We start from the raw sequence: 14,174 nt of genomic DNA on the forward strand, positions 1-14,174 counted from the left end.
CCGGCAAGCTTTGCCGAATTTTGGGCCTCGCCAGCCGGTGACCGCCGATCGATCATGGCAGGGATTCCCGCCAACCGGCGGAAAAGTCGTCTGGAGCTCTGCCATGCACCCTTGGAAGGCCATCGCCGTGCCGCTGGCCGCGGTCCTCGTCCTGGGACTGACCAGCGGGCCCGTCGCGGCGGACACCCCCGCCATCAGCGTGGAGGGGAACGCCACCCAACCGGTCTTCTCCCGCGCGGACGCCGTCAAACAGACCGTCTTCGTCGAGGTCGAAGGCACCGACAGTGACCACGACGGCCGGCCCGACCGGGTCGCCGTCGACATCCTGCGTCCCAAGGAGACCGACCAGGGGCTCAAGGTCCCCGTGATCATGGAGGCCAGCCCGTACTTCTCCGGCGTCAACGACGTCCCCAACCACCCCGTCGACGTGGACGAGGACGGCAACCCGCTGCCCACGCTGCGCTCGCACGCGGACAAGCTCGCCAGTGAGCCGTTCGCCGGCTACTACGACAACTACTTCCTGCCCCGCGGCTACGCCATAGCCCTGGTCGAGAACGTGGGCAGCGGCCGGGCCACCGGCTGCCCGACCACCGGCGACCGCAACGAGACCGCCGGGCCGAAGGCCGCCATCGACTGGCTCAACGGCCGCGCCAAGGGCTTCGACGCGAACGGCGCCCCGGTCGAGGCCACCTGGTCCACCGGCAAGGTCGGCATGATCGGCGTCTCCTACAACGGCACCCTGCCCAACGCCGTCGCCGCGACCGGCGTCGAGGGCCTGGAGACGATCGTGCCCATCGCCGCGATCTCCTCCTGGTACGACTACTACCGGGCCAACGGCGGCGTGCTCGCCCCCGGCGGCTTCCAGGGCGAGGACGCCGACGTGCTCGCCAAGTTCGTGCTGACCAGGCAGGACGGCCAGACGGTGTGCGGCCCGGTGATCGACGGCCTGGCGGCGGCCCAGGACCGCGTCAGCGGCGACTACAGCCCGTTCTGGGACGCCCGCAACTACCTCAACGACGTGGACAAGGTCCGGGCCAGCGTCTTCCTGGTGCACGGGCTCAACGACTGGAACGTCAAGACCAAGCAGGCCGCCCAGTGGTGGCAGGCCCTGGCCGAGCGGAACGTGCCGCGCAAGATCTGGCTGCACCAGGGCACCCACATGAACCCGTTCAGCCTGCGCACCGCCGAGTGGCTGCGCCAGCTCCACGGCTGGTTCGACCACTGGCTGTACGGGCTCGACAGCGGCGTCATGCGTGAGCCGCAGGCCGACGTGGAGATCGCCGCCGGGCAGTGGGGGCGGCACGCCTCCTGGCCGCTGCCGGGCGCCCACCCGGTGCGGCTGTGGATGGGCTCGGGCGGCAAGCTCGGCCTGCTGCCCCGCCCCTGGTCGGCGCGCGAGTCGTACACCGACCAGAAGACCCGCACGGCCGAGGACCTGGCCGGGACCGCGCCCGCGGCGGACCCGAACCGGCTGGCCTACCTGACGGCCCCGCTGCCCGCCGACGTGCGGATCTCGGGCACGCCGACGATCTCGGTGCGGGCCTCGATGCGCGACGGCGCCACGCCGTATCTGACCGCCCTGCTGGTCGACTACGGGACGGACACGCGGCCCGACGGCAGGCTGGTGCCGACCGGCGAGACGCTCTGCTACGGCCAGGGCGTCCCGGGTGACACCGGCTGCACCGCCCTGCGCACGCTGGGCACGGCGGTGACCCCGTACAAGATCGTCACGCGGGGGTGGTTGGACGTGCGCAACCGGCACCGGGAGGACCGCAGCGAGCCCGTGAGGCCGGGCCGCGAGTACGGCTTCACGTGGGATCTCCAGCCGCAGGACCACCTGTTCAAGAAGGGGCACCGGATCGGCGTGGTGATCATCTCGACGGACCACGACTACACGCTGCGTTACCCGGCGGGCACCAAGGTCACGGTGTCGCCGGGCCGCTCGTCGGTGAAGCTGCCGGTGGTCTTCGGCCGGCTGCCGTGACGGCCCGCCTCAGGCCAGGGCGGAGGTGATCTCGTCCGCGGCCGGGAGGCGGGTGCCCTCGAACAGGGCGGTGAGCGCGGTCGTCGCCATGAGGCGCACGCCCATGGCGATGGCCCGCTCGTCCACGTCGAACGTGCCCTGGTGGATGTCGTAGGTGATGCCGGACTCCGGGGAGCGGGTGCCGAGCCTGGCGAACGCGCCGGGGATCGACTCCAGGTACCAGGCGAAGTCCTCGCCGCCGAGCGACTGCTGGGTGGGCACCACCGCGCCCGGGCCGAGCGCCCGCTGGGCCGCCTCGGTCAGCATCTCCACGCAGCCGTCGTCGTTGACCACGGGCGGCACGCCGCGCGTGTAGTCCATCGTCGCCTCGACGCCGTAGGCGCCGGCGACCGACTCCAGCAGGGACTTGATCAGGTCGGGGGCGGCGTGCCAGGCGTTCTCGTCGAGGCAGCGCACGGTGCCCTCGGCCACGCCGTCGTCGGGGATGGCGTTGGCGGCAGAGCCCGCCGACACGCGGCCCCACACGAGGCTGAGCGAGGAGCGCGGGTCGACCCGGCGCGACAGTGCGGCGGGCAGCTCGGTGAGGATCTTGGCGAGCGCGAACACCAGGTCGGCGGTGAGGTGCGGCCTGGCGGTGTGGCCGCCGGGGCCGGAGACCCGGATCGTCAGCTTGTCGCAGGCCGAGGTGATCGGGCCCGACTTGAGGCCGATCTGTCCGACGTCCACGCGCGGGTCGCAGTGCAGGCCGAAGATGCGGTCGACGCCGCTGATGCCGCCCTGCGCCATGACCTCCAGGGCGCCGCCGGGCAGCTCCTCGGCGGGCTGGAAGATCAGGCGCACCCGGCCGGGCAGCAGCCCGGCGGCGGCCTGCTGGGCCAGGAAGAGCGAGGTGCCGAGCAGGACCGTGGTGTGCACGTCGTGCCCGCACGCGTGGCAGGAGCCGGGCACGGTGGAGCGGTAGGGCAGCTCCTTCTCGTCCTGGAGCGGGAGCGCGTCGATGTCGGCGCGCAGTGCCACTGTCGGGCCGTCGCCCCGGCCCACGTCGCAGATCAGCCCGGTGCCGCGCGGCAGCACCGAGGGGACCAGCCCGGCGGCGCTGAGCCGCTCGGCGATCCGCTGCGTCGTGCGGTATTCGGCGAAGGCCAGCTCGGGGTGCATGTGCAGATCACGGCGGAAGACCACCAGGTCCTGCTCGATCCCCGCCAGGAACGCGTCGAGTTCCCCTCGAAGCTCACGTCCCTGCATCAGTCACCATCCCGTCCCATGCCGTGCGATCACCACTGCCCAACGCCGCACGGCCTAATAGCGCCGTCTTTCGTCATTTGTCCCTCAGTGGCGGCTGTCCGTTCCGAGCAGCTCATCGACACGGGGGCGCGACTCTCCGCCGTCTCCCGAAGAGGGCGGCTTCAGCCGGGAACATGGCGATCAGCCACGGGCCCGGCGATGCTTCGACTTTATCGCTCTCGTGAGCGTTCGCGCCGACAACTACACCAAAAGTTAGCCGCCTGCATGCCCGTAACCACGGGTCGTCACGGACTGTGACCATCCGGCGTGGCCCGAAAATAGTCACAAGGGATCATTAAATCCTGACCCCGAGCCAGGCATCCCAAACGTGCTCCGCCATGACGAATGCTGTCACCTTCTGTCATGGTCATGACACTCCGGCGATTGCTGCATTTGAGAAGAATGCGTGTTTCACTCGCAATATGATCACTAATATCCCGTTCGGGGAGAAGTATGCCAGGTTGAGCATCTTCGAGCCGGGCGAGGGGACCCTGGTGGTCGTACCCTCGCTCTCCCTGCCGCAGGACGAGCTCCGCCGCATCACGGGAGCGCGGTGCTACGAGGAGCGCCTGCTCTTCCTGCTGCTGACCCTGCGCGAGCCCGGGGTCAAGGTGGTCTACCTCTCGTCCGCGCCGATCGACCCGGAGATCGTCGCCTACTATCTCGGCTTCCTGCCCGACCCGGAGGAGGCCGCCAAGCGGCTGGAGCTCATCACCCTCGACGAGCCGCACGCGCAACCGCTCACCAGGACGTTACTGTCGCGTCCCGACGTCATGGACCGGCTGCGGTCCGCGATCGACGACGACGCCTTCATCGTGCCGTTCGTGCTGAGCGAGCTGGAGGAGGAGCTCGCCTCGTCACTCAACGTGCCCCTCTACGGCCCGGCCACGGCGCTGGCCTACTACGGCTCCAAGAGCGGCTCGCGCGAGCTCGGCTCGATGGCGGGCGTGCCCATGGCGCGCGGCTTCGGCGACCTGCACACCCTCGCCGAGCTGGAGGACGCCATCGAGTCGCTGCCCGGCGAGCGCGTCATCCTCAAGCTGAACGACGGCTACTCGGGGCTCGGCAACGCCATCCTGCCCAAAGGCGACCGCGCCGCGACCAGCTTCTCCGCCGCGGGCGAGACCTGGGAGACGTTCACCGCCAAGATCGCCGAGCGCGGCGCCGTGGTCGAGGAGTTCATCGAGCACCGGCCGCTGTACTTCCCCAGCGCGCTGGCCCGCATCTCGCCCGGCGGGCACCACGAGGTGCTGGCCACCCACGACCAGGTGCTCGGCGGCGCCAACAACGACGTCTACCAGGGCTGCACGTTCCCGGCCGCGCCGGAGTACCGCGCCGAGGTGGGCGCCTCGGCCGACCGGATCGCCGCCATTCTGGCGAGCAAGGGCGCGGTCGGGCTGTTCGGCATGGACTTCTTCGCCATGAAGACCGATGCCGGCTACGCGGCCCTGCTGTGCGAGATCAACCTGCGGATCGGCGGCACCACCCATCCGTACGGGGCGGCCCAGCTCGTCACCGGAGCCCGGTACGACCCGGGCACCGGCCTGCTGATGGCCGGCGACCGGCCCACGTACTACACGGCCACCGACAACTGCTCGGCCGACGGCCTGCGCGGCCGCTCCCCCGGCGAGGTGCTGCGCACCGCCGAACGGCTCGGCCTCGGCTTCGACGCCGCGACCGGCACCGGGAACGTCTTCCACCTGCTCGGCGCCATCCCCGAGCACGGCAAGATGGGCTTCACGACGATCGCCGGCTCCCGTCGTGAGGCCGACGAGCTGCACGCCGCCACCAGGACGGCACTTTGCCGAGCCCCCGCAGGCCGATGATCCCCAGCACGACCGCCAGGATGATGTTGACCGCGATCAGGATGCCGTGCACCACGTAGAAGCCGGTGTCGTGGCCGTCCTGAAGGTTGAATCCCAGGTTGATCCACTCGAAGACCATGAACGCGGCGAGCGCGACGAGGAATCCGGCGATCTTTCGTGACATGACCATCTCTCTAGCGTCGTGGGCCGATCTTCGGGGGATGTGTCGGCACATGGGATACAACTCGAAGCTACGCTGAGACCGCCATGTGGACGAAACGGATGCCTGTCACGGCACTCATCGCAGCGGTCGGTCTCGGGGTCATCCTCGCAGGTCCCGCCCAGGCCGACCCGACCACCTCACCGGTGGGCGGTGACGCGCTGGGCGCCAAGGGGCTGGTCAGGCCGGGCGATTTCCGGGCGCCGCCCAAGACCAAGGCGACCTCGTTCCTCATCGCCGACCAGGAGACCGGCCAGGTGCTCGCGGCCAGGAACGCCCACGGCCGCTTCCTGCCGGCCAGCACGCTCAAGATCCTCACCGCGGTCACGCTCATCCCCAAACTGGACAAGGACCTCAAGGTCAAGCCCAGCCGCAACGCCGTCAACCAGGAGGGCAGCGCGGTCGGCCTGCAGCCCAAGCCGATCTACGAGGTCGAGGACCTGTTCAGGGCGCTGATGATGTCCTCGGGCAACGACGCGGCGATGGCGCTGGCCGAGACCAACGGCGGCCTGGCCAAGACCATGGCCGACATGAACGCCGAGGCCAAGCGCCTCCAGGCGAACGACACGGTCGCCATGACGCCCAGCGGGCTGGACAAGCCGGGGCAGAGCAGCTCGGCGTACGATCTGGCGCTCATCGCGCGGGCCGGGCTGGCGAACGCCGACTTCCGGCGATATATCAGCACAAAGACCGCCACGTTCCCCGCGCCGAAGAAGCCCTACCAGATCAGCAACCACAACAAGCTGCTCTGGCGCTACAAGGGCATGATCGGCGTCAAGAACGGCTGGACCTCCAAGGCCCACGGCAGCTTCGTCGGCGCGGCCACCCGCGACGGCCACACGATCATCGTGGTCGTCATGCGGCACAAGGGCTACTTCTGGGACGAGGTGGCCGACCTGCTCGACTGGGGGTTCGCCGCCCGGGGCAAGGTCAGCCCGGTGGGGCAGCTCGTCGACCCGCTGCCCGACCAGCCGCCGGCCCAGGCCGCCCCGGTGACCACCCCGAGCGCCACGCCCAGCGCCGTGCCTCCGCCGCCGCTGCTGGACAACGCCGCCGCCAAGCAGACCGGCACCACGCGCACGGTCGGCTCGCTGGTGATCGGCGGCGGGCTGCTGTTCGGGCTGCTCTGGCTCGGCTACGGCATCCGGCGCAGGCGGCGCTCACGCCTGTGACGTCCGGCCCGTCCTGAACGGCATCGGCGTCGGCTCGGGCGGCGGGGCGCCTCCCGCCGTGGCCGTCCACGCGGCCACGTACAGGACGAGCCGGGCCGAGAAGTTGATCCAGATCAGCAGCCCGACCATGACCGCGAACGCGCCGTACAGCGGGTTGCTCAGCGTCTGCGCGAGCAGCAGCGAGGCGAGCTGCTTGAGCAGGCCGAACCCGATCGCGCCGAGCAGCGCACCCCGGGCGATCACCCGGAACGGCTGGACGGGCCGCGCCACCCAGCCGAGCACGATCACGAACAGCACCCAGTCGGCGCCCACGCTGCCCAGCACGCCCACCACGCCGGTCGCCGCCGTGACCACCGGCGAGCTGTCGCCGAACAGGAAGTTGGCCACGATCCGCGTCGCCTGCGTGGCCAGCCCGCCCGCCAGCACCGACACGATCAGCGTCACCCCGAGCATGAGCAGCGAGACCAGGTCACGCAGCTTGCCGAGGAAGAAGTTCAGCGGCGGCGAGGTCGCCATCGTCACCTCGCGCAGCGCCCCCCGCAGCGCGTCCACCGCCCCCAGCCCGGCGTAGAGCAGGCCCAGCAGGCCGATGATCCCGGCGGTCGCCCTGGCCTCCCCGATGCCCGACAGGTCGAGCTCCTCCGACACGCCGGGCAGCCGCTCGGCGATCGCCGCCTCCAGCGCCTGGGTGACCGCCTCGTCGACGGACATCACGTACCCGAGCAGCGCGAACGCCAGCGCGATCAGCGGGAAGAACGACAGGAACGCGAAGTACGTCACCGCCCCGGCCAGCCGGTCGCCGAACGTGGCCTGGTAGCGCTGGACGGTCCTGATCAGGTGGTCGACCGACGGCCGCCGCACCCGCCAGCTCTCCACCGTGCGCCGCCCGCGCGCCTTGGCGGCCGCCACCCGCTCACTCACGATCACCCTGCACTCCTGCCCAGGCGGCCCCCGCTTACGCGGCGACCCGACTCGGCCGGTGCGCGTGGCGAGTGGACGGCCTCGGCGCGGCCGTCGGCTCAGAGCGTCGGCAGGAAGCCCACCCGGTCGCGGACCTCGGCCATCGTCCGCCGGGCCACCGCGCGGGCCCGCTCGGCGCCGGCCGCCAGCAGCTTGTCCAGCTCGGCCTCGTCGCCCAGCAGCTTCTCGGTGCGCTCGCGGATCGGGGTGAACGCCTCGACCACGGCCTCGGCGACGTCCTTCTTGAACGTCCCGTAGCCCTGCCCCTCGTAGCGGGCCACCAGGTCGGGGATCGGCACGCCGGTCAGCGCCGACTGGATCCGCAGTAGGTTGGAGATGCCCGGCTTGTTCTCCTCGTCGAACAGCACCTCCGACCCGGTGTCGGTGACCGCGCGCATGACCTTCTTGCGCAGCGGCCCCGGCTGCTCCAGCACGTCCAGGATGCCGGCCGGGCTGGAGGAGGACTTCGACATCTTCGCCGACGGGTCCTGGAGGTCGGTGATCTTCTCGACCTCCTTGAGGATGTACGGCTCCGGGATCGTGAACGTGTCGCCGAAGCGGTGGTTGAAGCGCTGGCCCAGGTCGCGGGTGAGCTCCAGGTGCTGCTTCTGGTCGGCGCCCACCGGCACGCTGTTGGCCTGGTAGAGCAGGATGTCGGCCGCCTGGAGGATCGGGTAGGTGAACAGCCCGACGCTGGCCGCGCTCTCGCCGTACTTGGCCGACTTGTCCTTGAACTGCGTCATGCGGGCGGCCTCGCCCATGCCCGTCTGGCAGTTGAGGATCCAGGCGAGCTCGCTGTGCTCGCGGACGTGCGACTGCACGAAGACCGTGGCGCGCTCGGGGTCGAGCCCGGCGGCGAGGAGCTGGGCGGCCGCGACGCGGGTGCGGCGGCGCAGCGCGGCGGGCTCGGTCTGCACGGTGATGGCGTGGAGGTCAACCACGCAGTAGAAGGCGTCGTGGGTCTCCTGCAAGGTGACCCACTGCCGGACCGCACCCAGGTAGTTGCCCAGGTGGAAGGAGTCCGCGGTGGGCTGGATGCCGGAGAGTACACGAGGTCTGGCCATAGCAGGCAATTGTGTCAGGAATCAGGTTCGGGCGGCGACTCGACCAGCGAGCGGCGCTTCACCCTTACCCGCGCGATACGCCTGCCGTCGAGTTCCGTGACCGTCAGTTCGAAACCGTGCACCTCGACCCGCTCGCCCAGCTCCGGCACGTGGCCCAGCATCGCCATGACGAACCCGCCCAGCGTCTCGTACGGGCCGTCGGGCAGCCTGATGCCCGTCTCGGTGCCGAAGTCGTTCAGGTTGGTCAGGCCGTCGATCTCGATCTCCCCGGCGGGCAGCACGACCGTGTCGTCCTCGACGTCGTACTCGTCCCTGATGTCGCCGATCAGCTCCTCGACCAGGTCCTCCATCGTGACGATGCCCGCCGTGCCGCCGTACTCGTCGATGACGATGACCATGTGCTGACCCTCGTCGCGCATCTCGCCCAGCGTGGTGAGCAGCCGCTTGGAGGCGGGCACGAACTTGGCGGGCCGGATCGGCACCAGCTCGCTCAGCGGCTCGGTGCGGCCGGTGAGCACCGGGTCCAGCAGGTCCCTGACGTGCACGAACCCGATGACCTCGTCGTAGGACTCGCGGTAGACCGGGAAGCGGGAGTGCGGCAGCCCGGCGGCCAGCACCGCGGCCTCGGCCAGCGGGGTGTCGGCCTCCATGAACTCCACCTCGGTACGCGGCAGCATGACCTCGCGCAACTGCCTCTTGCCCGCGGCGAACACCTCGGCGATCAGCTTGCGCTCGTCGGGGGTCAGCTCGGCGTGCCCGACCACCATGTCGCGCAGCTCCTCGGTGGTGACCTCCTCCCGGTCGGCCTTCGGGTTGCCGCCGAGCAGCCGGACGACGCCGTCGGTGGACTTCGACAGCATCCAGATGACGGGCCTCGACAGCGCCGCGATGCGGTCCAGGAACGGCGCGACGACGAGCGACAGGCCCTCTGCGCGTTGCAGGGCCAGGCGTTTGGGGGCCAGCTCTCCGAGCACTAGGGACACGTACGAGATGGCCAGTGTCACCAGCACCAGCGCGAGCACGGGGGCGATGGCGGCGGGCACGCCCCAGCCCTGGAGCACGGGGGTGAGCTGCATGCCGAGCCGGTCGGCGCCGAACGCTGCTGACAGCATGGTGGCGACGGTCACGCCGATCTGCACGGCGGACAGGAAGCGGTTGGGGTCGCGGGCGAGCTTGGCGACGCGCTCGCCGCGGCGGCCCTTGTGCGACAGCTTGCGGACCTGGCTCTCGCGCAGGGAGACCATGGCCATCTCGGCTGCGGCGAAGAACCCGCCCACCAGGATGAAGAGCAGGACCAGGGCGATGTTCGCCGCGACGGTGTCAAACATGGTGTTTGGCAGCGTACTCGGCGGCTTTCCCACGTATGCTGAACGGCAAGCCGTACAAAATCAAACATATTTCAACGGGAGTGAACATGAGGCTGCTGGTCACCGGAGGCGCCGGATACGTCGGCAGCGTCGTCGCGGCCCAGCTCGTCGAGGCGGGACACGAGGTGACCGTGCTCGACGACCTGTCCACCGGGCACGAGGACGCGGTGCCCGACGGGGCGCGGTTCGTCCGCGCGTCGATCACCGAGGCCGGCGACGCGCTCGACGGGGCGGACGCGGTGCTCCACTTCGCCGCCAAGTCGCTGGTCGGCGAGTCGGTGGAGAAGCCGGGGCTCTACTGGGCCCACAACCTGGGCGGCACGCTGGCGCTGCTGGAGGCCATGCGTGAGCGCGACGTGCGCAGGATCGTGTTCTCCTCGACGGCGGCGACCTACGGGGAGCCGGAGCGCTCGCCGATCGTGGAGAGCGACCCGACGCGGCCCACCAACCCGTACGGGGCCTCCAAGCTGGCCGTCGACACGACGCTGACCGCGTTCGCCGCGCTGCGCGGGCTGGGCGCGGTGAGCCTGCGCTACTTCAACGTCGCCGGCGCCTACGGCCGCTTCCGCGAGCGCCACGCGATCGAGACGCACCTCATCCCCAACGTGCTCAAGGTGGCGACGGGCGAGCGCGAGTCGATCACCGTGTTCGGCGACGACTACCCGACGGCCGACGGCACCGGCGTGCGCGACTACGTGCACGTCCGCGACCTGGCGCGGGCCCACCTGCTGGCGCTCGACGCCTGCGCGGAGGGCGAGCACAAGATCTACAACCTGGGCAGCGGCAGCGGGTTCACGGTCAACGAGGTGATCGAGGTCTGCCGTGAGGTCACCGGCCACGAGATCCCGGCCGTCGTCGGGCCGCGGCGGGCCGGCGACCCCGCGGTGCTGGTCGCCTCGTCGGACAAGATCCAGGACGAGCTGGGCTGGAAGCCCGAGCACACGACGCTGCGCGAGATGGTCGCCGACGCCTGGGCGGCGCTTTCCGGCAAATGACTCCTGTCGCGGCGCAATATGTGCTGTGATACCGAAATGTGAGGAGCATTTCACCAAGGGTGACGAAGGCGCTCGCGGTCGTCCTCGTCATGCTGGGCAGCCTGGCCGCCGCCGCGGGCGTGGTCTTCGCCACGCCCGAGCCCGTCAAGGCCGGCTCGCCATCCCCCTGTCACGCGCCACCCTGACGGCACGAGCACGACCGGCACGAGCACGAGCACGAGCACGACCGACACGAGCACGACAAAGGCGCGCACCCCGCCATCCGGGGCGCGCGCCTTCGCGACAGATCTGGTCAGGCCGGGCTGCTCAGATCAGGCCCAGCTCGCGCACCGCGTCGCGCTCCTCGGCCAGCTCCCGCACCGAGGCGTCGATCCGCTCACGCGAGAACGCGTCGATCTCCAGCCCCTGGATGATCTCGTAACGCCCGCCCGCCGAACGCACCGGGAACGACGAGATGAGCCCCTCCGGCACCCCGTAGGAGCCGTCGGACACCACGGCCGCCGACGTCCACTCGGTGCCGTTGACCCAGTCGTGCACGTGGTCGATCGCGGCGTTGGCGGCCGACGCCGCCGACGAGGCGCCGCGCGCCTCGATGATCGCCGCACCGCGCTTGGCCACCGTCGGGATGAACGTCTCGCGCAGCCACTCGCCGTCGACCTGCTCCGCCGCGACCTTGCCGCCCACCTCGGCGTGGAAGAGGTCGGGGTACTGCGTCGCGGAGTGGTTGCCCCAGATCGTCATGTTGCGGATGTCGGAGACCGGCACCTGCAGCTTGGCCGCGAGCTGCGACAGCGCGCGGTTGTGGTCGAGGCGGGTCATCGCCGTGAAGCGCTCGGCCGGCACGTCGGGAGCGTTCTGCTGGGCGATGAGCGCGTTGGTGTTGGCCGGGTTGCCGACCACCAGCACCCTGATGTCGTCGGCGGCGTGGTCGTTGATCGCCTTGCCCTGCGGGCCGAAGATGCCGCCGTTGGCGCCGAGCAGGTCGCCGCGCTCCATGCCCGCCTTACGCGGCATGGCGCCGACCAGCAGCGCGACGTTGGCGCCGGCGAACGCCACGTTGGGGTCGTCGCTGATCTCGATGCCCGACAGCAGCGGGAACGCGCAGTCGTCGAGCTCCATGGCGGTGCCCTCGGCCGCCTTGACCGCCTGCGGGATCTCCAGCAGGCTCAGCTTCACCGGGACGTCCGGGCCCAGCAGCTGGCCCGACGCGATGCGGAACAGCAGCGCGTAGCCGATCTGACCGGCTGCTCCGGTTACGGTCACCTTGACGGGCGTGGCCATGGCCTTCCCCTAACTCCCGGGTCGATTCGTTGACTTTCGGACTCTACCCGGTCGTCATCCGCAGTCATTCATCGCGGGCACCTTCGACTGCGTGGCGAAGTCCACGGTGCCGAAATGGCGGCCCAGCAGCTTGTGGATCGCCTTGGTCCGGTACATGTCGGCGATCACCCCGTTGATCGCCTTGCACGTCCTGACGTCGCCCTTCCTGAGGCCGACCGCGTAACGCTCCGGGTCGTCGAGCCGCGCGCCCAGCACCTTGTAGCGCTGGCTCTCGCGCGCGGCGAACCCGGCCAGGATCAGGTCCTCGCCGGGCACCGCGTCGATCGCGCCGCTGCGCAGCAGGTCCATGCACTCGGCGTAGTTGCCCGCCGGCACCGACTCGACCTCCACCTTGTCCTGCACCATGCCGACCGTCGGGCTGTTGATCCCGCAGACCCGCTTCCCCTTCAGGTCGGACAGGGCGGCGATCCGCCCCTTGCGCACCAGCACGTCCTGGTAGGCCAGGTAGTACGGTCCGGCGAACGTCACGTCGTCGGCATCGGAGATCGAATAGGTCGCCACCACCAGGTCCACACCGCCCTCGGCCAGCTCCCGCGCCCTGCTCCCCCGCGAGACCGCCACGAACTCCGTCTGCTTCGCGCCGAGCTTGGCCGCGATCTCCTTGGCCAGGTCCACGTCGAACCCCTCGAACCCGCCGTCACGCAGCAGCCCGATCCCTGGCAGGTCGGCCTTCACCCCGATCACGATCTTGCCGGTCCTGCCGACCTTGTCCATCACCGACGCGTACGCCTCCGGCGGCTTGCCGCTGCCCTCGGCCGGGTCGGGGCCCAGCTCGCCCAGCGCCACCGGCCAGCCCTTCCACACCATCGCCGCGACGGCCGCCGCCACCAGCACCAGCGCACCGGCCAGCACCGCCCACCGGGCCCCGCGCCCGCCCCGCGCCGGCGCCCCGCCGTCCACGGGGAGCTGGAACGCGCCACTGCCCGTCCCCCCGCCCTCCGAGCGCGGCGGGCTCTCAGCCACCCCGGCACTCTCGGCCCCGCGGTAGGCGATCTCCCCCGACGGCGCCGCAGAGGCGCCGGCGTGGCTCGTACCGGATGTCCGCACGGCGCTCGCGGGCGCGGCCGTGACGCCCGTGGTGCGTGACACGCGCATGAACGGCGTCGTGTCGTCGCTGGCCACCTGCACACCCCGGTTGAGCACGTCCGTGGACGCCCCCACGTGCTCCGGCTGCCCGAGCAGCCGCAGCAGGATCTGGTCCGCCGACGGCCGCTCGCCCGGCGACTTGGCCAGCGCCGACCGCACCACCCCGCGCAGCGGCTCGGGCAGCATCCCCACGTCCACCTCGTGGTTGAGGATCTTGTTGAGCACCGTCGCGATGGAGTTGCCGTCGAACACCGACTGCCCGGTGGCCGCGAACGCGATCGTCGCCCCCCAGGCGAACACGTCCGTGTAAGGCCCGACGTCGTCGCCGGCGATCTGCTCGGGCGCCATGTAGGCGGGGGTCCCGATGGCCCGGCTGGTGATGGTCCCCGTCGAGTCGATGATCCGCGCGATGCCGAAGTCGACCACGCGCGGCCCGTCGGAGGCGATCAGCACGTTGTCGGGCTTGAGGTCGCGGTGCACGATCGAGGCGTGGTGGATCGCGACCAGCGCGGTCGCGGTGCCGATGGCCAGCCGGTCCAGCACGGTCCCGCGCAGCGGCCCGTCGCTCTCGACGAGCTCGCGCAGCGGCCGCCCGTCGATGTACTCGCTGGCGATGTACGGGGTGTCGCCGTCGAGGTCGGCCTCCATCACCCGCGCCGTGCAGAACGACGCCACCCGCTGCGCCGCCTTCAGCTCCCGTGCGAAGCGCGACCGGGCGACCGTGTCGCCGCTGAACTTCACGTGCAGCAGCTTGACCGCCGCCTGCTCCCCCGCGTCGTTGACGCCCAGGTAGACGATGCCCTGGCCGCCCTCGCCGATGCGCCCGGACAGCCGGAACGATCCCAGCTGGGTGGGATCACCGGCGACCAGCGGCGACATCTGCGGCATTCGTCTTC

The 14,174-nt window shown here is 70.7% G+C and carries 12 protein-coding genes; 5 read left to right on the forward strand and 7 right to left on the reverse strand.

All coding sequences use genetic code 11. From position 1 onward, the window contains the following. Positions 1-103: 103 nt before the first annotated feature. Positions 104-1,984, forward strand: a complete 1,881-nt coding sequence (locus tag ACBI99_RS12595; RefSeq protein ID WP_375072345.1) for a Xaa-Pro dipeptidyl-peptidase — start codon at positions 104-106, stop codon at positions 1,982-1,984. Positions 1,985-1,993: 9 nt separating this feature from the next. Here ACBI99_RS12595 and ACBI99_RS12600 read toward each other — a convergent pair whose 3' ends face one another. Further along, positions 1,994-3,229, reverse strand: a complete 1,236-nt coding sequence (locus ACBI99_RS12600; protein ID WP_375072346.1) for a M20 family metallopeptidase — start codon at positions 3,227-3,229, stop codon at positions 1,994-1,996. Positions 3,230-3,690: 461 nt separating this feature from the next. Here ACBI99_RS12600 and ACBI99_RS12605 point away from each other — a divergent pair, with 461 nt between their 5' ends. Further along, complete coding sequence (locus ACBI99_RS12605) at positions 3,691-5,094, forward strand: peptide ligase PGM1-related protein (protein WP_375072347.1); 1,404 nt, start codon at positions 3,691-3,693, stop codon at positions 5,092-5,094. On the opposite strand, the gene ACBI99_RS12610 is transcribed toward ACBI99_RS12605, so the two are convergent. Beyond that, entirely contained in the window at positions 5,006-5,257 is a 252-nt protein-coding gene (locus tag ACBI99_RS12610) for an SCO4848 family membrane protein (protein ID WP_246644007.1), read from the reverse strand. The two genes, ACBI99_RS12605 and ACBI99_RS12610, sit on opposite strands and share 89 nt — an antisense overlap. 98 nt (positions 5,258-5,355) lie before the next feature. On the opposite strand from ACBI99_RS12610, the gene ACBI99_RS12615 reads away from it, so the two are divergent. Further along, positions 5,356-6,465 carry a D-alanyl-D-alanine carboxypeptidase gene (locus tag ACBI99_RS12615; protein ID WP_357584220.1) on the forward strand — a complete coding sequence of 370 codons (1,110 nt, stop codon included), beginning with the start codon at positions 5,356-5,358 and terminating at the stop codon, positions 6,463-6,465. On the opposite strand, the gene ACBI99_RS12620 is transcribed toward ACBI99_RS12615, so the two are convergent. The 3 genes from ACBI99_RS12620 to ACBI99_RS12630 form a co-directional block, all read right to left on the reverse strand. Beyond that, positions 6,454-7,392, reverse strand: coding sequence for a YihY/virulence factor BrkB family protein (locus ACBI99_RS12620; protein ID WP_357584222.1), 939 nt, complete (start codon positions 7,390-7,392; stop codon positions 6,454-6,456). The two genes, ACBI99_RS12615 and ACBI99_RS12620, sit on opposite strands and share 12 nt — an antisense overlap. A 92-nt stretch (positions 7,393-7,484) precedes the next feature. After that, positions 7,485-8,489: a tryptophan--tRNA ligase gene (gene trpS / locus ACBI99_RS12625; RefSeq protein WP_357584224.1), complete on the reverse strand. Its 1,005-nt coding sequence runs from the start codon at positions 8,487-8,489 to the stop codon at positions 7,485-7,487. Positions 8,490-8,503: 14 nt separating this feature from the next. Then, positions 8,504-9,817 (reverse strand): hemolysin family protein, encoded by a 1,314-nt coding sequence (locus tag ACBI99_RS12630; RefSeq protein WP_357584226.1) that lies wholly within the window; start codon positions 9,815-9,817, stop codon positions 8,504-8,506. Between the two features lie 86 nt (positions 9,818-9,903). On the opposite strand from ACBI99_RS12630, the gene galE reads away from it, so the two are divergent. Together galE and ACBI99_RS12640 are read left to right on the forward strand one after the other, a co-directional pair. Then, positions 9,904-10,851 carry a UDP-glucose 4-epimerase GalE gene (gene galE, locus ACBI99_RS12635; RefSeq protein WP_375072348.1) on the forward strand — a complete coding sequence of 316 codons (948 nt, stop codon included), beginning with the start codon at positions 9,904-9,906 and terminating at the stop codon, positions 10,849-10,851. A 59-nt stretch (positions 10,852-10,910) separates the two neighbouring features. After that, the gene (locus ACBI99_RS12640) at positions 10,911-11,036 is read left to right on the forward strand and encodes a hypothetical protein (RefSeq protein WP_281426784.1); all 126 of its coding nucleotides are present in this window, start codon (positions 10,911-10,913) and stop codon (positions 11,034-11,036) included. 121 nt (positions 11,037-11,157) lie between these two features. Here ACBI99_RS12640 and ACBI99_RS12645 read toward each other — a convergent pair whose 3' ends face one another. Together ACBI99_RS12645 and ACBI99_RS12650 are read right to left on the reverse strand one after the other, a co-directional pair. Continuing rightward, the gene (locus ACBI99_RS12645) at positions 11,158-12,132 is read right to left on the reverse strand and encodes a malate dehydrogenase (RefSeq protein ID WP_375072349.1); all 975 of its coding nucleotides are present in this window, start codon (positions 12,130-12,132) and stop codon (positions 11,158-11,160) included. A 54-nt stretch (positions 12,133-12,186) separates the two neighbouring features. After that, positions 12,187-14,166 (reverse strand): serine/threonine-protein kinase, encoded by a 1,980-nt coding sequence (locus ACBI99_RS12650; protein ID WP_375072350.1) that lies wholly within the window; start codon positions 14,164-14,166, stop codon positions 12,187-12,189. Positions 14,167-14,174 lie beyond the last annotated feature (8 nt).

Origin of the sequence: Nonomuraea sp. ATR24 (genome assembly GCF_041950485.1) — a bacterium.
In the GTDB taxonomy this organism is placed as follows: Bacteria; Actinomycetota; Actinomycetes; order Streptosporangiales; family Streptosporangiaceae; genus Nonomuraea; species Nonomuraea ceibae.

Bases quoted from the DNA above. Each gene is read 5' to 3' on its own strand.
- ACBI99_RS12630 (WP_357584226.1), bottom strand. From the start codon at position 9,817: ATGTTTGACACCGTCGCGGCGAACATCGCCCTGGTCCTGCTCTTCATC.
- galE (WP_375072348.1), top strand. From the start codon at position 9,904: ATGAGGCTGCTGGTCACCGGAGGCGCCGGATACGTCGGCAGCGTCGTC.
- trpS (WP_357584224.1), bottom strand. From the start codon at position 8,489: ATGGCCAGACCTCGTGTACTCTCCGGCATCCAGCCCACCGCGGACTCC.
- ACBI99_RS12595 (WP_375072345.1), top strand. From the start codon at position 104: ATGCACCCTTGGAAGGCCATCGCCGTGCCGCTGGCCGCGGTCCTCGTC.
- ACBI99_RS12615 (WP_357584220.1), top strand. From the start codon at position 5,356: ATGCCTGTCACGGCACTCATCGCAGCGGTCGGTCTCGGGGTCATCCTC.
- ACBI99_RS12600 (WP_375072346.1), bottom strand. From the start codon at position 3,229: ATGCAGGGACGTGAGCTTCGAGGGGAACTCGACGCGTTCCTGGCGGGG.
- ACBI99_RS12645 (WP_375072349.1), bottom strand. From the start codon at position 12,132: ATGGCCACGCCCGTCAAGGTGACCGTAACCGGAGCAGCCGGTCAGATC.
- ACBI99_RS12610 (WP_246644007.1), bottom strand. From the start codon at position 5,257: ATGTCACGAAAGATCGCCGGATTCCTCGTCGCGCTCGCCGCGTTCATG.
- ACBI99_RS12650 (WP_375072350.1), bottom strand. From the start codon at position 14,166: ATGCCGCAGATGTCGCCGCTGGTCGCCGGTGATCCCACCCAGCTGGGA.
- ACBI99_RS12605 (WP_375072347.1), top strand. From the start codon at position 3,691: ATGATCACTAATATCCCGTTCGGGGAGAAGTATGCCAGGTTGAGCATC.